Annotated in this window: 18 protein-coding genes; 3 read left to right on the plus strand and 15 right to left on the minus strand. The window is 59.7% G+C overall.

Features of this window, described 5'->3' with window-relative positions; all coding sequences use genetic code 11:
• Positions 1 to 113 precede the first annotated feature (113 nt).
• Positions 114 to 521, minus strand: a complete 408-nt coding sequence (locus J7400_RS14295) for a group III truncated hemoglobin (protein WP_209064449.1) — start codon at positions 519 to 521, stop codon at positions 114 to 116.
• Between the two features lie 306 nt (positions 522 to 827).
• On the opposite strand from J7400_RS14295, the gene J7400_RS14300 reads away from it, so the two are divergent.
• From J7400_RS14300 to J7400_RS14310, 3 genes are all read left to right on the plus strand, one after another.
• Positions 828 to 1,025, plus strand: a complete 198-nt coding sequence (locus J7400_RS14300) for a hypothetical protein (RefSeq protein WP_209064451.1) — start codon at positions 828 to 830, stop codon at positions 1,023 to 1,025.
• A gap of 404 nt (positions 1,026 to 1,429) precedes the next feature.
• Positions 1,430 to 4,351 carry an isoleucine--tRNA ligase gene (gene ileS, locus J7400_RS14305; protein WP_209064453.1) on the plus strand — a complete coding sequence of 974 codons (2,922 nt, stop codon included), beginning with the start codon at positions 1,430 to 1,432 and terminating at the stop codon, positions 4,349 to 4,351.
• Between the two features lie 265 nt (positions 4,352 to 4,616).
• On the plus strand, positions 4,617 to 5,069 hold the full coding sequence (locus J7400_RS14310; RefSeq protein ID WP_209064455.1) for a methylated-DNA--[protein]-cysteine S-methyltransferase: 453 nt from the start codon (positions 4,617 to 4,619) through the stop codon (positions 5,067 to 5,069).
• A 208-nt stretch (positions 5,070 to 5,277) separates the two neighbouring features.
• On the opposite strand, the gene J7400_RS14315 is transcribed toward J7400_RS14310, so the two are convergent.
• From J7400_RS14315 to J7400_RS14380, 14 genes are all read right to left on the minus strand, one after another.
• Entirely contained in the window at positions 5,278 to 5,973 is a 696-nt protein-coding gene (locus J7400_RS14315; RefSeq protein WP_209064457.1) for a CDP-alcohol phosphatidyltransferase family protein, read from the minus strand.
• Between the two features lie 119 nt (positions 5,974 to 6,092).
• The gene (locus J7400_RS14320; RefSeq protein WP_247738808.1) at positions 6,093 to 6,917 is read right to left on the minus strand and encodes an NAD(P)-binding domain-containing protein; all 825 of its coding nucleotides are present in this window, start codon (positions 6,915 to 6,917) and stop codon (positions 6,093 to 6,095) included.
• 44 nt (positions 6,918 to 6,961) lie between these two features.
• Complete coding sequence (locus J7400_RS14325; protein WP_209064459.1) at positions 6,962 to 8,362, minus strand: PepSY domain-containing protein; 1,401 nt, start codon at positions 8,360 to 8,362, stop codon at positions 6,962 to 6,964.
• 72 nt (positions 8,363 to 8,434) lie between these two features.
• Positions 8,435 to 8,788: a DUF2946 domain-containing protein gene (locus tag J7400_RS14330; protein ID WP_209064461.1), complete on the minus strand. Its 354-nt coding sequence runs from the start codon at positions 8,786 to 8,788 to the stop codon at positions 8,435 to 8,437.
• Positions 8,789 to 8,801: 13 nt separating this feature from the next.
• Complete coding sequence (gene yihA / locus J7400_RS14335) at positions 8,802 to 9,455, minus strand: ribosome biogenesis GTP-binding protein YihA/YsxC (RefSeq protein WP_209064463.1); 654 nt, start codon at positions 9,453 to 9,455, stop codon at positions 8,802 to 8,804.
• Entirely contained in the window at positions 9,455 to 10,198 is a 744-nt protein-coding gene (locus J7400_RS14340; protein ID WP_209064465.1) for an MOSC N-terminal beta barrel domain-containing protein, read from the minus strand. Before J7400_RS14340 ends, yihA begins: the two co-directional genes overlap by 1 nt.
• The gene (gene yidC, locus J7400_RS14345) at positions 10,198 to 12,024 is read right to left on the minus strand and encodes a membrane protein insertase YidC (RefSeq protein ID WP_209064466.1); all 1,827 of its coding nucleotides are present in this window, start codon (positions 12,022 to 12,024) and stop codon (positions 10,198 to 10,200) included. Before yidC ends, J7400_RS14340 begins: the two co-directional genes overlap by 1 nt.
• A gap of 144 nt (positions 12,025 to 12,168) precedes the next feature.
• On the minus strand, positions 12,169 to 13,722 hold the full coding sequence (locus J7400_RS14350; RefSeq protein WP_209064468.1) for a bifunctional diguanylate cyclase/phosphodiesterase: 1,554 nt from the start codon (positions 13,720 to 13,722) through the stop codon (positions 12,169 to 12,171).
• Between the two features lie 61 nt (positions 13,723 to 13,783).
• Positions 13,784 to 14,653, minus strand: a complete 870-nt coding sequence (gene ttcA / locus J7400_RS14355) for a tRNA 2-thiocytidine(32) synthetase TtcA (protein ID WP_209064470.1) — start codon at positions 14,651 to 14,653, stop codon at positions 13,784 to 13,786.
• A gap of 282 nt (positions 14,654 to 14,935) precedes the next feature.
• Complete coding sequence (locus J7400_RS14360) at positions 14,936 to 15,439, minus strand: hypothetical protein (protein ID WP_209064473.1); 504 nt, start codon at positions 15,437 to 15,439, stop codon at positions 14,936 to 14,938.
• Between the two features lie 100 nt (positions 15,440 to 15,539).
• A complete protein-coding gene (yidD, locus tag J7400_RS14365; RefSeq protein WP_209064523.1) occupies positions 15,540 to 15,797 on the minus strand; it encodes a membrane protein insertion efficiency factor YidD in 258 nt (85 codons plus the stop codon).
• Between the two features lie 87 nt (positions 15,798 to 15,884).
• Positions 15,885 to 17,192, minus strand: coding sequence for an ATPase (locus J7400_RS14370; protein ID WP_209064475.1), 1,308 nt, complete (start codon positions 17,190 to 17,192; stop codon positions 15,885 to 15,887).
• A gap of 155 nt (positions 17,193 to 17,347) precedes the next feature.
• Positions 17,348 to 17,881, minus strand: a complete 534-nt coding sequence (locus J7400_RS14375; RefSeq protein WP_209064477.1) for a prepilin peptidase — start codon at positions 17,879 to 17,881, stop codon at positions 17,348 to 17,350.
• A gap of 12 nt (positions 17,882 to 17,893) precedes the next feature.
• Complete coding sequence (locus J7400_RS14380) at positions 17,894 to 18,742, minus strand: tetratricopeptide repeat protein (protein WP_209064479.1); 849 nt, start codon at positions 18,740 to 18,742, stop codon at positions 17,894 to 17,896.
• Between the last annotated feature and the right edge of the window lie 14 nt (positions 18,743 to 18,756).

Below are 18,756 nucleotides of genomic sequence, written 5' to 3' on the forward strand. Positions count from 1 at the left end.
GGCAGCGTGTCATAACCGGCCGCTGCGCTTGTGGCGGCTTTGGGGAGCCTCCGGCGGGGATATTTAGGGCAAGAGGAAGCGGTGGTGCGGCCGTGCCCCAGCGGGGTGTGGGATCAGCGCAGGATTGGGACGCCGCCGGGGCCTTTGATCTGTTCGACCACACCGGCGCGCAGGGAACGGCCGATTTTATGGGCCAGGGCAGACCAGGCGGCGGCTTGGTCCTCGGTGAGTTCACGCTTGAGCGTCATCTCAAAAAGCGCAAGCCAGGCGTCAAACATGCCGGGGCGCACATTGCCCGCCTCGCGGTGGACCTTCAGCGGGTTGCCATCATAGCTGCGCTCATAAAGGATCGCATTGGCCCAGAAATCAGCCACCTTGGCCTCATGGGCGGGCCAATCCTCCACATGCACGGCAAAGACCGGCCCGAGACCCGGGTGTTGGCGCACCATTTCATAAAACGCGGCCACCACGCGGGAGATCTCTTCGCGTGTCACGTCAAATTTTGGGGGCAATGTGGCCATGTTTGGTGTCCTTTTGGACGTGCCTACAGAGGCGCTGCCTTTCATACAAGCGCGCAGGGCGCTTTGTGGGTGTGACATATGTGTTTTACTTGGGATTTGGAAGTGAAACACTCGGGTTTGGTTGTTGAGAGAATCTGTCAAGTAACTGAAAATAAACAAAAATAATCTTGAGGTTGCGGATTTTTACGGATACCACTGGAGCACGAATTGATGCGGGACTCGTGGTGAGTCTCGATAGCCAGCAGAACAACCACAGCCAGCCCGTCGCCAGCCAGTTTGGGTTCTGAAAAGCAAAAGGAAAGACCGATGACTGATAAAGCTTGCAACGTATGTGCGTTCTTTGACGGGGCTGCTGTTTCTGAAGCTGCGAAAGCCGATACCGCGGGTCTGTGCCGCTTCAACGCGCCGACCTTCCTCACCGAAGAGGAGATGAAAGGCGCGGCGCAATGGCCGGTTGTGCAGAGCAACGACTGGTGCGGCAGCTTTGAAGGTCAGGCGGCCTAAGTCGTCGACCCTGTGTCTGACGGTTTTCTGATCAGACCAGCACGCCAGATGCGGCTCTTTTAGGTCCCCTCAGTTCACGCCACGTAGCCAGCTTTTGCCAGCCACGCCGCCAGACCAACCCGGACCCAGCCTGATCCAGCCAGCCCGTTTGACAGCATGTGAGGGAGTTGCGATTGCCGCAGCTCCCTTTCTTATATGGTCTTGGGCGTGCTGCGGGGGCGATCATTGCTTTACCCCATGGGCTGAGCCGCCTATAAGGCGCTCATGACGCAGATATTCGCAATTATTATTCGAATTATCAGCCCGGCGCTCTGATCCAAGAACGAGCCGCCGGGACAAGGCGTATGGACTGCCGCGCCGCTCTACATCCTTCCAAATAAGACCGCCTGAAAAGGACCGGACACATGTGTGCCGATACCGTCAAAGAGACCCCAGAGTACAAAGATACGCTGAACCTTCCGAAAACCGATTTCCCGATGCGCGCGGGGCTGCCCAAGCGTGAGCCTGCGTGGCTGGAGCGTTGGGAAAAGCTGGGTGTGTATGACCGCCTGCGCGAGAAAGAGGGGCGCACGCCCTTCACGCTGCATGACGGCCCGCCCTATGCGAATGGCCATTTGCACATCGGTCACGCGCTGAACAAGACCATCAAGGATATGATCGTGCGCTCCCATCAAATGATGGGCCATGATGCGCGCTATGTGCCGGGCTGGGACTGTCACGGTCTGCCGATCGAGTGGAAGATCGAGGAGCAGTATCGCAAGAAGGGCAAAGACAAAGACGCGGTGGATATTGTCGAGTTCCGTCAGGAATGCCGCAAGTTTGCCGAGGGCTGGATCGACATCCAGCGCGAGGAATTCAAACGTCTGGGCATCACCGGCAACTGGCCAAACCCTTACATCACCATGGATTATCACGCTGAGGCGGTGATTGCCGATGAGTTCATGAAGTTCCTCATGAACGGCACGCTTTATCAGGGCAGCAAGCCTGTGATGTGGTCTCCGGTTGAGAAAACCGCGCTGGCGGAAGCGGAAGTTGAGTATCACGACAAGGAAAGCTTCACGATCTGGGTGAAGTTCAAAGTGGCTGAGCCGGCTGATCACAAGCTGGCGGGCGCTTATGTGGTGATCTGGACCACCACGCCCTGGACGATCCCTTCCAACAAGGCGGTCGTGTTTGGCAAAGACATTGCCTATGGCCTCTATGAGGTGACCGGCACGCCGGAAGAAAGCTGGGCCAAAGTGGGCGACCGTTTTGTGCTGGCCGACAATCTGGCCGGTGACGTGATGACCCGTGCGCGTCTGGACGCCGATATGTGGAAACGCGTTGGCGATGTGCCGGTGAGCGATCTGGAAGGTGTGGGCCTGGCCCACCCGTTGCATGGCGCCGAGGGTGGCAACGGCGAATGGGATGATCTGCGTGATTTCCGCGCCGCTGAGTTTGTGACCGACACGGAAGGCACCGGCTTTGTGCATTGTGCGCCAAGCCACGGGATGGAGGAATTCGAGCTCTACCGTGATCTGGGCATGCTGGAGAGCGTTCTGACCTATAACGTCATGGATGATGGCGGGTTCCGCGCGGATCTGCCGTTCTTTGGCGGTAAATACATCCTGAACCGCAAAGGTGGTGAGGGGGATGCCAACAAAACCATCATCGACAAGCTGGTGGAAGTGGGCGGCCTGCTGGCGCGTGGCAAGATCAAGCACAGCTATCCACACAGCTGGCGCTCCAAGGCGCCGATCATCTATCGCAACACGCCGCAGTGGTTTGCGAGCGTGGATCGCAAGCTGGATGACGGCAAAGGCGAGATGGGCGACAGCATCCGCGAACGCGCTCTGCGCTCCATCGATGAGCTGGTGAAATGGACCCCGCAGAAGGGCCGCAACCGTCTTTATTCCATGATCCAGGATCGCCCGGATTGGGTGCTGTCGCGTCAGCGCGCCTGGGGTGTGCCGCTCACCTGCTTTGTGAAGAAAGGTGCGCTGCCCACCGATGAGGGCTTCCTGCTGCGGGATCCTGAGGTCAACGCCCGCATCAAAGCGGCCTTTGAGGAAGAGGGCGCGGATTGCTGGTATGTGGAGGGCGCGAAAGAGCGCTTCCTTGGTGAAGGCTATAACGCGGATGAGTGGGAGCAGGTGTTTGACGTGCTCGACGTGTGGTTTGACTCAGGCTCCACCCACGCCTTTGTGCTGCGTGACCGTGAGGACGGCACCGAGGACGGGATCGCCGACGTTTACATGGAAGGCACCGACCAGCACCGTGGCTGGTTCCATAGCTCGCTGTTGCAGGCCTCGGCCACGCTGGGCCGGGCACCTTACCGAAATGTGGTGACCCACGGCTTTACGCTGGATGCCAAGGGCAACAAGATGTCCAAATCTCTGGGCAACACCATTGTGCCTGAGAAAGTTGTGCAGCAGTACGGCGCGGATATCCTGCGCCTGTGGGTGGCACAGACCGACTACACCGCCGACCAGCGGATCGGGGATGAGATCCTGAAAGGTGTGGCGGACAGCTATCGCCGTCTGCGCAACACCATGCGCTTTATGCTGGGCTCCCTCAGCGGGTTCACCGAGGCGGATCGTGTGGATGTGGCGGATATGCCGGAGCTGGAGCGCTGGGTGCTGCATCGTCTGGCGGAGCTCGATCATCAGGTGCGCAAGGGCTATGCGGAATTCAACTTCCAAGGGGTTGTCTCTGCGGTCTTCAACTTTGCCACTGTGGAGCTGTCGGCCTTCTACTTCGATATCCGCAAGGATGCGCTTTATTGTGACGGGGACACACTGAACCGTCGCGCGGCGCGCACGGTGCTGGATATCCTGTTCCACCGCCTGACCACATGGCTGGCGCCGGTGCTGGTGTTCACCATGGAAGAGGTCTGGCTGGAGCGCTTCCCGGGGGACGACAGCTCTGTGCATCTGATCGACTTCCCGGAAACGCCTGCGGATTGGCTCAATGAGCCGCTGGCCGCGAAATGGGCCAAGGTGCGCGAAGTGCGCCGTGTTGTCACTGCCGCGCTTGAGGTGCAGCGGACCGACAAGGTGATCGGTGCCTCGCTTGAGGCGGCTCCGGTTGTGCATGTGCGTGATGCTGAGGTGGTTGAGGCGCTTAAGACGGTGAACTTTGCCGACGTCTGCATCACCTCCACCATCGACGTGAACAACGACCCAAGCCCGGCAGAGGCCTTCCGCCTGCCGGAAGTTGAGGGCGTTGGCGTGGTTTTTGAAAAGGCTGATGGCGAGAAATGTCAGCGCTGCTGGAAGATCCTGCCTGACGTTGGCAAGCACAGCCATGACGGTGTTTGTGGCCGTTGTAACGACGCGCTGGGCTGAGGCTTTTGCCAAAGAGATTGAGGAGGGCGTCCGGTTTGGGCGCCCTTTTTTGTTGATCATGGCCCGGAACAAGGCCGCAGGCCGCCGGGCCAGCGCACGACCGCCCGCATGGGCGTGCGCTTTGGCGAGGTGGGCTGAATACTGGGCGTTCGGATGTGTTTGGCTGGGATAAAACGCGCGCTTTCGGAGGTTTGAGCGCACACCCGCGGTCCTGCGCTGACCCCGCGGCCTTGATTCCGGGCGGGTGAGGCGGCATCGTGGCGCCATGCTGCAAACCACCGTTGAAACCCCGACTGGCCTTATGACTTTGACCGAAGAGGACGGGGCCATCACCCGTGCGGAATGGGGGCAGGGGGGCGCGGACGACACGCCTTTGCTGCGAGAGGCGGCGGCGCAGTTGGTGGCTTATTTTGACGACCCAGAGCGGGGATTTGATCTGCCCTTGCGGGTGGAGGCGTCAGCGTTTCAGCAGAAGGTCTGTGACGCCATGCTGGCGATCCCACTGAGGGAAACGCGCACCTATGGGGATCTGGCCAAGGAGATTGGTGTGCCCGCGCAGGCGATCGGCCAGGGCTGTGGCGGAAATCCGATTCCGGTGATAATCCCCTGCCACCGCGTGCTGGGGGCCAATGGGCTTGGCGGGTTTTCAGGGCGCGGCGGTGTGGAAACTAAAGTCTGGCTGCTCAAACATGAGCGTGCGGGTGGGCTGTTGATTTGAAGCATCGTACCCAAAATCTGAAACGCATGACCTTCACCACCGTGCAGGAGGCGAAGCCGACCAGCCCCCGACCCTCCCCAAGGGAGGGGGCTTCACCCCTACCTAGGGTCAGGGGCTGGTCTGTGTGATCCGATACGGTTGTTGCAGATTTGTTGGGCGATGATCTAGAGCGGCTGTAACGCGGCGCAGAAGCCGGCTTAGAAACCGCTCAGAGACGTTCGCGGTAGAGGATCTGCTGAGCAGCGCCTGCGCCGAGAAGATAGACCGAGGTGGCTACAAGACCCCAATGCGCCCAGCTTTCGGGGTGGAAATCGACCCATGCGGCCCAGCCTGCAAAGAAGGTCCATGCAAGTGCTGTGGGCAGAGACAGCCAGCGCCAGCGCTCGGTGCGCACGGGGTGGATGAACTTGATCGGCAGGAACATGGCCACTGCCAGAACAGTCACAAGCGCGAGGCTGACCCAGAAATTCGGCTCCACCGCAAAGATCACAATCACCAGCATGTTCCAGCATCCGGGGAAGCCTGAGAAGGAATTGTCTTTGGTTTTCATGCGGGTGTCGGCGAAATAGAGCGCCGAGGTGAAGGTGATCACGATGATTGCAAACCAGCCGGTCCAGCCGTCCATCAGCCCTGATTTAAAGAGCGCGAAGGCGGGGATGAACACATAGGTCAGATAGTCGATGATCAGATCGAGCAGCACGCCGTCAAACTCAGCCGCGTTTTTCTTCACGTCGTAGTGGCGCGCGAGCGGGCCGTCGATGCCGTCCACGATGAAGGCCACCACAAGCCAGAGGAACATGAGGCTCCATTTGCTGTCAACTGCGGCGAGCATCGCCAGCATAGCGAAAACCGCCCCGGTAGCAGTGAAGAGATGAACGGAGAGCGCGCGTGCATGAAGTGTCATGCCGTTGTCATGCAGCAAAATGGGGCGTTTGGCAACGGTTGAGCGCGCCTCTTGCAAGGCACTTTTTAGAGAGATGCCTTTGTGATGGGCGCGGGGTTGACAAAGCTTGGTGCGAGGCCTTAGGCGCGCGGTTTGAGCGCGCGGATCTGGGCTTTGATGAGATCAGGCAGCGCGGTGTCGGCCCCCTCGGGCGCGGCGTCAAGTGCTGAGGCCACGTCTTTGGTGAGGATGCCGATTGTATTGTCCGCTTCCCAGCCGTCGCGGGCAAATTCGATCTCCTCAAATCCTGAGGCGAGCCAGTTTTGCCCCGATGAGGTGTGGATGAGATCCAGAAGCGCGCGTTCGTCCAGACCGCTCTGATCGGCCCAATCGAGCACAAGGCGGGTCATGGCAGTGTTGGAGGCGGCGAGCAGGTTGTTGAGCACTTTGGCCTGCATGCCCGCGCCGAAGCTGCCCATGAGGTGAAAATGCGCCCCCATGGCCTCAAACAGGGGCTGATGCGCGGCGATGTCCTGCGGCTCACCGCCAAGCATGAAGGACAGCCGGGCCTCTTCGGCGGCAACGGCGGCGCCGGACATGGGGGCGTCGATCAGGGTAATCCGCGGTGGGATCCTGTCACGCAGCGCGCGGACGTAGCGTGGCGACAGGGTGGAGGAGATGATGACGGTGGAGAGATTGGGCGCGGCTGCGAGCAGATTTTGCGCGCCAAAGAGCACATCGTCGGTCTGAGCGATGTCGCGGACCACGATGATCAGCGTGGTGAGCTGGGCCGCGAAATCGGGCAGCGCCATAACATGCGGTGCAAGCGCGCCGAAGTCGGAGGGCGGGCGCACATCAAAGCCTTTGGCGTCAAACCCTGCAGCGCGGAGCGCGGCGAGCATCGGAGCGCCCATGCGGCCGCAGCCTGCGATGCCGACGCCGGTGGCGAAATCTGGATTGGTCAAGTTGTGGCCCCCGCCTGCGTGATGCCTGCGGGGGCTCACGTGAATTAAGAGAACGCGCGTTTGAGCGCTGGAACGTTTGAGAGCACTATAACGTCAAAGGCGAGCACGGCCAGCAGGGTGAGGCCCACAAGCGGGAAGGCGATGGAGACCACGGCGGCGATCAGGAGCGCGCCTTTCCAGAGCGGCATTTCACGCGGTGCTGGCGGGGCGGCGAGACGCAGGGCTTTGCCCGGGCGGCGTTTCACCCACATGACGACGCCTGAGACACATAGGAAGATCACGGCAAGACAGAACAGGGTGTTCAGGATCAGGTTCCAAAGCCCCATGAGGCCCATGTGGAAGGGGATGCTGACCGCCATGGATTTGCCAGCGACGGAATAGTCGGCAAAGCGCACCTCGGCGAGGATTTTGCCGGTGTATTGATCCACATGCACGGTCACATCGCCCATTGGGTCGGTGCTGTCGCTGCTCATGCTGTCGCGGTTGATGGTCCAGACGCCTGTTTCATCGCCCGGATAGGCGACGCGGAAGCGGCCCTCAAGACCCAGCGCGCGCCCCAAAGCCACGAGGCTGTTGATGTCGACCGCCGCGCCTTCGGGGGTGCCGGTGACGCCCACATCGGAACCGGAAGCAGGCATCGGCGTTTGCTCAAGCGCCCATGGCACGTCGTTCTGGTTGCCGTGGCCCATGGCGGCGTGGGTGCTGTCTGACAAGGGCACGTTGTTCCATTTCTCAGCCGGGAAGGTGGACCAGGCCTGAACAAATTTGCCGCCCCAGATGCCGGCCCATGCCAGACCGGAGATCAGGAAGATCACCATGAGGGCCGAGATCCAGAAGCCGACAACTGCGTGCAGGCTTTTCCAAAGCGCGCGGCCACGGGCGGCGAGGTTTGGCACCAGAACGGAGGCGGAGTTGCCACGGGGCCACCAGATGTAAAGCCCGGTGAGCACCAGAACGAGGCCGAGGCCTGCGGCGATCTCAATCAGGCGATCACCTGTGTCGCCCAGCAGCAGCGAGCCGTGCACATTGTCGGCAAAGTCATACCAGCCGTTGCGGCGGTCCCAGCTTTCCAGAACGGCGCCGGTGTAGGGATCAACGGCGACGAGCTGTTGGTTGGTTTCTGTTTTGACGCGGAAGACAGCGGCGAGGCTGTCGCTTTTGGGGCCGATGTATTCCACCACGGTGCCGGGCACAGCGTTGGTGGCGGCCTCTGCCTGTTCTGAGATCGAGAGGGCGGTGGCTCGGGGCGTGACTGCGATTTTCTCCCCGTCGCGCCCGTCAAACTGGGTGATGAACATCATCATCATTCCGGTGATGGCAAGCATCATCAGGAAGGGGATCACATAGAGGCCGGCATAAAAATGCCAGCGCCATGCGGCGAAATAGAGTTTCTGGGACAGGGTGTTGGGTGCGGCTTCGCCGCTGAATTGGCTGTTCTGAGCCATGAAGATATCTCCTGACAGACCGCAACCCGGGCAATCGGGGCGGTTTGGATAAAGCTAGGTTTTGAAGGGGTGTCAGGAGAGGGAAGGGGGGCCGCGCGCGTCATAGCGGCGGTGAAAGCCTGCGCTTTCGTGGGTGAAGCCCTGATGTTGCCAGAGCGCGGTGAGCGTGCCCTCCAGCAGCAAAGGGTGCGGGCCGTCCGCCACAATCGCGACGTCAGGCACAGCGGAGAAGGCGCAGGGGCTGCGCTCTTCGCCGGTGCGTTCGTGCAATGGCACAGGCTCGCCGTTTTCATCGACAAGCATCTCCACCATTTCGTCTGCGGTACAGAGCACGAGCAGGATGTGGCCGTCGTCCATCACCTTTGGCATCCACCCTTTGGGGATGACAGCTGTCAGGCCGATGGCCAACAGCAGGATGAGGGGCAACAGCCGGTGCAAACTATGCAAGTCCCGCGATGATGGCGCGCAGGGTGCCGATGCCGTCGCCCTTTTCAGAGCTGGTCAGCACCATCTCAGGATAGGCGGCGGGGTGTTTGGCGAGTTTCTCGCGCACCTGTTTGAAGATCTTTTCGCGATCTTTCTCTTTCACCTTGTCGGCTTTGGTCATCACCACCTGAAAGGTCACGGCGGAGCTGTCGAGAAGAGACATGATCTCTTCGTCCACGTCTTTCACGCCATGGCGGCTGTCGATCAGCACAAAGGCGCGGCGCAGGTTGGCGCGGCCAGAGAGATATTGCTTCAGCAGGCGCTGCCATTTCTCGACCACCGGTAGCGGCGCGTTGGCGTAGCCATAGCCCGGAAGGTCCACAAGATAGTGGCTGTCGGTCAGGGTGAAGAAGTTGATTTCCTGCGTGCGGCCCGGTGTGTTGGAGGCACGTGCCAGACGGGTGCGCCCGGTCAGCGCGTTGATCAGGCTGGATTTGCCAACGTTGGAGCGGCCCGCAAAGCAGACCTCCACACGGTCACCGGCGGGCAGACCATCCATGGCCACCACACCTTTGAGAAAGTCGGAGTTGGCACCATTGAAGAGCTTGCGGCCGCGCTCCAGCGCGATCGGTTCCGGGTCTTCGACAAATGGGAAGGGCAGTTGCATCAGAGAAGCTCCGCTGTGTCGCCGACGGAAATGTCGCCGGTTTTGGTTACGACACCGTAAACGCCGAAGTCCTGATGGCCATAGGCCCCCTTCAGTGCGCCCAGCGTATCGGCATCGCGCACGCCGGTATCGGGGTTGGATGTGGTGGCAAGGCAGCGGGTGATGCGCTCGCGCACTTCGATTTCGGCGGTGCCGATGCGCAGGGTCTTTCCGATCCAGTCAAACTCGGAAAACGCTTCAAACCCGTCCAGCCAGATATTGCCGCGCCAGCGCTCTGTGGAGAGGGATTGGCCCAAGAGCTCCTCGACAGCGCGGTGGCTGGCGGTGGCGTGGATGGCGATGGAGGGGAAGTTGCTGTCGGTCATGCCAACCTCGCCTGCAGGCAGCAGTTTGGCACTGGCGGCGCGGTCTTTGGGCATGATCGGGCGCACCCAGTCGATCAGCTTGTCGCCTTGGGTGGCGGGATCAATGGTGAGTTCCCACAGATCAGGGTGGTTCAGGGTGATTTTGCCGCTGTCCTCATCCACCTTGGCGGTGATGGCCATCAGGGCAGGGGCCCCGGCGGCACGGGAGAAATTACGGCAGGAGGCCCATTCGCCACCTTCGGTCTTGGCAGCCTCATGGGCCACGGCCCAGCGGCGATCCCAGGGGAAGGTCTGGCCTTCGACCAAAGAAATGTGACCCACGGACTCGCGTCCGTGGGCCTTGATTGGGTGTCTCCAAAGTGCGGCAACTGTGCCCATCACTTGGCGTCCTCTTTTGGTTTTTTCTTAAAGCTGGCTTTGATGTTGCCAAATACGTCCGGTTTGTAGCCGTGCTGACGCATGATGGCGTACTGCTGCACGAAGGTGATCACGTTGTTGGTGATCCAGTAGACCACGAGGCCGGAGGCAAAGCTGCCGAGCATGAACATGAAGACCCATGGCATCCAGGCAAAGATCATTTGCTGGGTCGGATCGGTGGGCGCCGGGTTCAGCTTTTGCTGCAGCCACATGGAGATACCCAGCAGGATTGGCAGAATGCCGAGGCTGAAGATCTCAAAGAAGCCCAGTTCAGGGATGCCGAAGGGCAGCAGGCCGAACAGGTTGAAGATCGAGCTTGGATCCGGCGCGGACAGGTCGGTGATCCAGCCAAGCCATGGGGCGTGGCGCAGCTCCAGCGTCACGAAGATCACTTTATAGAGCGAGAAGAAGATCGGGATCTGGATCAGGATCGGCAGACAGCCGGCCGCTGGGTTGACCTTCTCTTTCTTGTAAAGCTCCATCATGGATTGCTGCATTTTCTGACGGTCGTCACCGGCCGCTTCTTTCAGCTTTTCCATCTGTGGCTGGAGTTCTTTCATCTTCGCCATGGAGGCATAAGATTTATAGGCCAGCGGGAAGACGATGATTTTCAGGATCACGGTCAGGCCGATGATCGCCCAGCCCATGTTGCCGATCTGGACGTTCAGCCAGTGCAGCAGGGCAAAGATTGGCTTGGTCAGGAAGGCAAACCAGCCCCAGTCGATGGACTCAACGAAGCCCTGAACACCGCCCTCGTTCTGATAGGCGCGGATGGTGGCCCATTCCTTGGGACCAGCAAAGAGCTGGCTGGAGGTGGTGGCGGTCTCGCCCTCGGCGACGGTGAGCGTGCGCATCACGGCTTCGGTCTGGTAGATGTCGCGGTTGGCGTCATATTTTGCGACCGATTTGAAGCCTGTGCCCGGTGCCGGGATCAGGGTGGCCATCCAGTAGTGGTCGGTGAAACCCGTCCAGCCGTTGGCCTCAACCTGTGTCACCTCAGCCGGTGCGCCTTCGCGCTGGTCAAAGGTGAAATCGGTCATGTCGTCATAGTCGATTTCAGCCAGCTCGCCGTCCGCCATGGAGACCATGCCTTCGTGCAGGATGAAGAAGTTCTTCAGATCCTCTGGCTGGCCGTAGCGCGCCAGCACACCGTATGGTGCGAGGGATACGGAGCCTGCGCCGGTGTTCTCGACCGATTGGTCCACGGAGAACATGTAGTTGTCGTCCACGGAAATGGTGCGGCGGAAGGTGAGGCCTGCGCCGTTGTCCCAGGACAGGGTCACGGGCGCGTCTTCGCTCAGGATGTCGCCGCTCTCAACAGACCAGAGGGTGTTGGAACCGGGCACCTGATCAAGGTTCAGACCCGCGCCGGGGGCCCAGCCGTAAAGCGCGTAGTAGGCGTTTGGCTCACCGTTGGGAGACAGCAGGGTCACGATCTCGGAATCGGCGTCCTGTGTCACGCGGTAATCATTGAGTTTCAGATCGTCGATGCGGCCGCCCAGCAGGGAGATCGAGCCGGTCACGCGGTCGGTTGCGATGTCTAGACGGGGTGCATCTGCAGCGGCCGTTGGCTCAGCACCTGTGGCAGCGGCAGAGGCCGTGTCGGTGCCAGCGCTGCTCAGGGCAGGGGCCGTAGACGGCGTGGCGGCATCAGTGCTTTCTGCGGTGATCGCCGGGGCGTTGGGATCCTCCACCGCTTCTGGTGGGGGAAACAGGGTGAACCAGATCAGGATGACGCCAAAGCTGAGCGCCGTCGCGAGGATGAGGTTCTTGTTCTGATCGTCCATTGCCGCAAGCCATCTGTCGTTGAAACGTTGGGGAGGTTCAACAGAGGTGGGGGCCAAAGGTCAAGGGGATTCGACTGGAATCACAGGAAAGCCGTTGTGTCGTTGCTTGTCTGTGCGGGTGGCGCGTGGCTGTTGGCGCGCAGATCAGCTCGGTTTGTTGCCGATCTGGAGGGCCGGGCCGATTTTTTCCTGATGGGCGGCCATCCATTTCAGGGTCTCATGGAACGGCATAGGGCGGGCGATGCCGTAGCCCTGCACGTGAGAACAGCCGAGCTGCGCCAGCATGGCGTGTTCCGCGGAGTTTTCCACGCCTTCGGCCAGGGTCTCGAGGCCCAGACGCTCTGCCATGGTGACAATCGCCGCAATCATGCGCTGCTGCTCCTGATCACGGTCCACATTGGTGACAAAGGAGCGGTCAATCTTGATGCGTTTCACCGGCAGGCGGCGGATCGAGGAAATGGAGGCGTGGCCGGTGCCAAAATCATCCAGATCCACAGAGCAGCCAAGGGCGGAGATGGCTTCAAGGTTGCGCACAACCATATCGTCAGGTGCACCAGCCACCACGCTTTCCAGCACTTCGATGCCGAGACGCGCAGGCAAAAGCTCGGTGCGGTCGAGTTCCCACTGGATACGCTCCACGAGAGTGGGGCTGCGCAGCTCTTCGCCTGCGAAATTCACGCCCACGACCGGCACGCTGTAGCCCGCATCATCCCAAGCACGCAGTGCATCAAGGGATTGGCGCAGCATTAGGTCGGCAAGCTGGCTCATCTGGCCGGTTTGTTGCAGGACGTCGAGAAACTGGATGGGCGCGAGGATGCCGCGTTCGGGGTGTTCCCAACGGGCCAGCGCCTCAAAACCGGTTACAAGGCCGGTGTCGGTGGAGACCTGCGGCTGGAACCACGCGCGAATTTGGTCGCGTTGCAGGGTGCGGGCTGCTTCGCTTTGGGTTTTGCGGCGGGAGATCACCTTGCGGCCCATATCCGTGGAATAGGCGCGGATGTTGGAGGCACCGGTGAGCTGTGCTTCGTTCATGGCCATTTCGGAGGCCTGGACGAGCGCTGTCGCGGTTGGGCGGCTCAGACGTGAGGACAGGCAGAAGCCCACGGACACGCTGACATAGATGGAGGCCATCTGCAGGGGCACCGGCTCTTCCAAAGCGGTCTGGAAACGGGTGGCCATCTGGATGCCGCTTTCGACATCAAAATAGGCCACAGGCGCCAGCGCGACAACAAAAGCCGCATCACCAGAGCGGGCCACCATGTCGTCAGAGCGCAGGGCGAATTTGAGGCGGTTGGCGACATTGCGCAGCACGTCTTCGGCGGCCTGATCGCCGTGGTTTTCACGCAGGCGGGCAAAGTTGTCGATCTTGATGGAGAAACAGGCGGTCACACGACCGTCGTGTTCCAGCGTCGCCATCTTGTCCTGCATCTTGTGCTCAAGACCCGTGCTGGTCAGCAGGCCGGTCAGCCCGTCTGTTTCACTGCGGCCGCGGCGCTTGGTGCTTTCGGAAAACGGCGAGAAGGCCAGAAACGGCAGCGGCAGCAGGAAGGCGCAGATCAGCAGGCCGATCTCGCCAAAGATGAACCATGCCGCCAGAGTCGCCAAAGGCACGACAAGCGGAAGCGCTTGCCGGACATGAGACTCCTGAACCCAGAATGCACGAAGCGATTCCAAGAGCTGTCCCAGCTTTGACTGCATTTGACGTTTCCCGTGCGGCATAAAACTCGAACTACTCTTATCGATTCTCTTAAGTGATCCGTTAACGCAGCTTAGGAATGCTGTCGGAATTTTGTTCAAATTTTACCGGATCACGCATCAAACCGGCAAAATCGAAGAGGTTCGGATCCATCATGTGGCTGGGCCGCACGTTGGTGAGGGCCTTGAACATCACCTGCCGACGACCGGGGCTGTTGGCCTCCCATTGGTCCAAAATCTGTTTGACCTGCTGTCTTTGAAGCCCGTCTTGCGAGCCGCAGAGATCACACGGAATGATGGGGTAGTTCATCGCGTTGGCAAATTTCTCGCAATCGGCTTCGGCCACATGGGCGAGGGGGCGGTAGACAAAAAGATCCCCTTCTTCGTTAACCAATTTGGGCGGCATGGTCGCCAGTCGCCCGCCGTGGAAGAGGTTCATGAAAAATGTTTCCAGAATGTCGTCGCGGTGGTGCCCCAGAACCACGGCGCTGCAGCCTTCTTCGCGGGCAATGCGGTAGAGGTTGCCGCGGCGCAGACGTGAACACAGTGCACAATAGGTGCGACCGGCCGGAACTTTGTCTTTCACGATCGAATAAGTGTCCTGATATTCGATGCGGTGCGGAACCTTCATGCGCTCCAGAAATTCGGGCAACACGGTTGCGGGAAAGCCCGGCTGGCCCTGATCCAGATTGCAGGCCAGAAGCTCGACCGGCAAAAGGCCGCGCCACTGCAATTCATGCAAAATAGCCAACAGGGTATAGGAATCCTTGCCGCCGGAGAGGCACACAAGCCAGCGCGCGCCGCGCTCAATCATACCGTATTGTTCGATTGCCTCACGGGTTTGGCGTACGATTCGTTTGCGCAACTTCTTGAAACTAGCGGAAGAAGGCGCGCCATGAAAAAGCGGGTGAATATCATCGAGATCATCAAGCATGTGCGCCTTATGCGAAGTCTTGGGCAAAGGTCAATCTGTCCCCAAAGTTATCCACAGGAGAGTCATGCGGCGCAAGCTGAGATTCGCAGTCAAAGGCCCTGTTTTTTAAGGTGCGCCTCAAAGCTGCACAAAAGATTGGTTTTTTAGTGAGCTTTTGCGCGACAGAGGTGTGAAAAAAAATGGGACCGCCTAACGGGCGATCCCATTCTTAACCATTCGGCTCTGTGTCTTACGCCTTTGATGTCAGGCGTCAGGCACCGCTGCTTCTGCGTGCTGAGCGGCTCACTGAACTTGCTCTTGGTTGCATTTGCGCGCCAGATCGAGCGCCTTGGCGGTGCCGGTCAGATCAACTGTGAAGCTGTAGTGTTTTTCCGGGAAGACAATCATGGTCTGCTCGCGGCGGATGGCCTCGTAAACAGCGGGGTTGTCGGTCAGGACGTAGCCGCCGCTGTAGCCTTTGGTGATATTGCCGCGCATGCCGGTGGCTTCGCCAACATAGATTTCATCGCCAAGCAAAATGCCAACCGCTTCTTTGTCGCCGCGCTTGATGTCGGTCTCGGCCGTGGTGAACACGCCGATGTAGCCGATGCCGCGATCTTTGGTCAGGCCCATTTGGATCACGTTGTCGAGCTGATCCTTGGTCTCAACAAGGCAGGATTTCTTTTCGGTGTCGATGTGAACATTCCACCCCTCAATGGCGCCGTAGCCGATAAATTTATCCGCATAGCTGGCGGAAGCGGCGAGTGCGGCGACACATGAGGCCGCGAGAAGACGTGAAAAACGCATGGGAAAACTCCAAACAAATCAATGGGTGATGCCACAGCTCTAGGTAGATTGGCTGGGCCTGTCCAGAGCATCACGCGCGCGCGGCAGAAATCGGCGGGTTTCAGGACTTTGAGCAGCCGCAGTGTTTGTCGTCTTTGCCGTCCGGCACCGGATCATAGCCTGAGCTGCCGAGCGGATGGCAGCGCCCGATGCGGCGCAGGGTGAGCCAGCTGCCTTTGACCGCGCCGTGTTTTTCCAAAGCTTCCAGCGCATAGGCGGAACAGGTGGGCTGATAGCGGCAGTTAAACCCCACCCATGGGCTGAAAATCAGCCGGTAAGCTTTGACCGGAAGGGCGAAAAGGCGGGCGAGGGGCGTCATGGCCGCAATGTAGGCTTTGGCGGAGGAAAGAAAAAGGGGGCGCAGCACAGCTGGTCCCCCTGAGACTGTCTTTGGCAATGGGGCCTGTTACTTCACAATGTGCTCGTCTTTCACAAACATATTGGACCAGGCGCGGTCGATGAGGTCGGGGCGCATCTGGTAGGGAATGCCCTCAAATTCGCAGATGGAAATCATCTGGTCGATCAGGAACACCGGCTGATAGTTCGCATAGGTGTTGTCGATCGTGGGGTATTTGGTTTTTAGCAGGTGCACGAGGCTGGCTTCGTCCAGCGGCAGACCTTTTTTCTTCGCCACAAGTGCGAAGATTTTCAGGAAGTTTTCCTGGCTCGGGCCGTCGATTTTGATCTTGTAGAAGATCCGGCGCAGCGCCGCTTGGTCAAAGATCTCATTCGGGTGGAAGTTGGTGGAGAATATGACGAGTGTGTCAAAAGGCACCTCGAATTTCTCACCGGACTGCAGGGCAAGGATGTCTTTGCTTTCCTCAAGCGGAACAATCCAACGGTTCACGAGCGCCTGAGGCGGTTCTTCCTGACGGCCCAAGTCGTCCACGATGAAGATGCCGCCGCTGGATTTCAGCTGCAAAGGCGCCTGATAGGTGCGCGCGGTTGGGTTGTAGACCAGATCAAGCATGCTAAGGGACAGCTCACCCCCGGTGATCACGGTGGGGCGGTCACATTTGACATAGCGGCTGTCAAAGCGCGCGGTGCGGCGCAGGCTCGACATGTCCTGCTCTTCGGCTTCGGCGGCGGAGTGCACAATCGGGTCATAAACGGTGATCACCTGACCGGCGTATTCGATGGCGTGAGGCACATAGACCTTATCCCCCATCGCGTCGCGAATGCCGTTGGAAATCGAGGATTTACCGTTGCCCGGAGGGCCATACATCAGGATGGAACGGCCGGAGCCCACAGCCGGTCCCAACTGATCCAGCAGGGTGGGGGGCAGGATGAGATGCCCCATGGCGTTGGTCAGTTGGTCCCGGGTGATCTGGATGTTGCGGATGGATTGGCGTTTGACCTGCTCGCGGTAGACTTCGAGCGGCACAGGCATGGCGCCGAAATACTCGGACTGGGCCAGCGCATCCATGGCGCGGGATTTGCCGGCATCGGTGAGCTGATAGCCCATTTCATTGCCGCTGTTGGCGTTGAGTGTTCCGGTGGCCTCAAGCAGCTTCTGTTCGCGCGCCATATCCACCAGCTGTTGGGTGACGGCGATGGGTAGGCAGACGGCCTTGGCGATTGCGGTGACCATGTCCACGTTTTTGCGGAAGATGGTTTTCAGCAGAATGTCCCGCATCATGACAACAGGCAGTTGCATGTCTTCGAGCCGCTTGGGGGGCGGCGGGGCCATCACATTGGTGGTCTGCATATTCATGGATGGATCGCTCCTAATCGGGCCACGGCTGGCCCCATTGCTGTTTCCATCTCATAGACAATCAAAAGGTGGCGTTTTTTGGGCCGCATCAAGCCGCGAAGGTGAAGCTTGCACAGACAGCGGCTTGCAAAAAGCGCCTTCGCCAGATCGCGGTGTTACTGGCCGTAAAAAGCGCCGAGCAGGAGGTATGTACAGAGCATCAGGCCGATGCCGGTGCCCATGGGCAGGGTCATTTGATCGCCTTTGCCCACTGCCACGCCGTCGGCCGAGGGTTTCAGCCGCCATGCGGCCCAGTCAGGCGCAAGTTTGCGCAGCGGTGTAAAGCGCACGATCAGGGTGGCAACGGTGGCGGCGATGAGAGAGGCAAAGGCAATCCACATCATGTCGCCCGCGTCTGCGCGGTGCACAAAAAGCGCACCAACAGCGGCCATTTTCACGTCGCCAGCCCCCATCTGCCGGAGCATCCACATCAGCAGGAGGATGGCAAAGACCACCGCGTAATTGGCGAAGCGCCAGACAAAATCCATCAGCGGCAGGGAGGCGAGGCCGACCACAACAAAGACGGCAAAGAGTGCCCAAACGGTCATGTTGCTGATCCGTTTGAACTTCATGTCGACATAGAAAGCATACAGGCAAATCGGGAGCGCCAAGATCAGCGACCATAGCGCAAAACTGCTGGAAACCTGCATCTTTATAAAGCCTTAGGCGCGCTCAAGTGCATCCAGTGCACGGACCGCCGCCTCAAAGTGTTGCGGATGCGTTTCGATGGCTTCACGCAGCAGAACCTTGCCGGTTTCGGTGTCGCCCTGCTTGATCGCTGAAAGCGCCAATGTATGCAGCAGCTGCGCGCGCTCGGTTTGCACCATGGGCACAACAGGCAGTGTGTATTTGCGCTGCGCACCGCGGGCGAGAACCATGTTGTTCTTGGCGGTGAAAAGTGTGCTGTCCTGACGGATGGCCTCGCCAAACAGGCGTTCCGCTTCGGCATAATCGCCGCGGGTCAGTTTGGAGTAACCCCAGTTGTTCATCACACCGCCGGGGCGGGTGGTGAGGCCAACGGCGATTTCATAGAAGCTGTCGGCGCGGTTCCATTCCTGATTGCTGTCCGCAATCATGGCCTCAAGGCGATAGCGCTTGAAGGTCTCATGGGTGGGAGGAATGCTGTCCAGCGTCTTTTCGGCTGCGTCCCACTGGCCCGCGCGGATCTGCGCATCGGCGAGATCAACGCGGTCGTTTGCGGTGCTCTCTTTGTGTTTGGTGACACGTGTCCAGGCCGGGACGGCCTCGGTGAAGCGTTTGGCACGCACATAAGACACCGCCAGACCACGCTGAATATCAATGCGGTCAGGGTTGTCGTTCAACGTGCGTTGGAAATAGGCAATGCCTTCGTTTGGATCCGCCACCGTCAGCATCACATCTGACAGGTTGCTTTCATCCAGCGCGTTCACGTCCTGAATCGCGCGCTCAACGCTCTCTTGGTCGCTATCGGAGCAGGCTGCCAAAACAGCCAAGCTTAGCCCGCAGATCGACCCCAACACAGTATGGCGCATTTTTGCGTCCTTTG

Source organism: Shimia sp. R9_2 (assembly GCF_017743735.1).
Classification (GTDB): domain Bacteria; phylum Pseudomonadota; class Alphaproteobacteria; order Rhodobacterales; family Rhodobacteraceae; genus Shimia.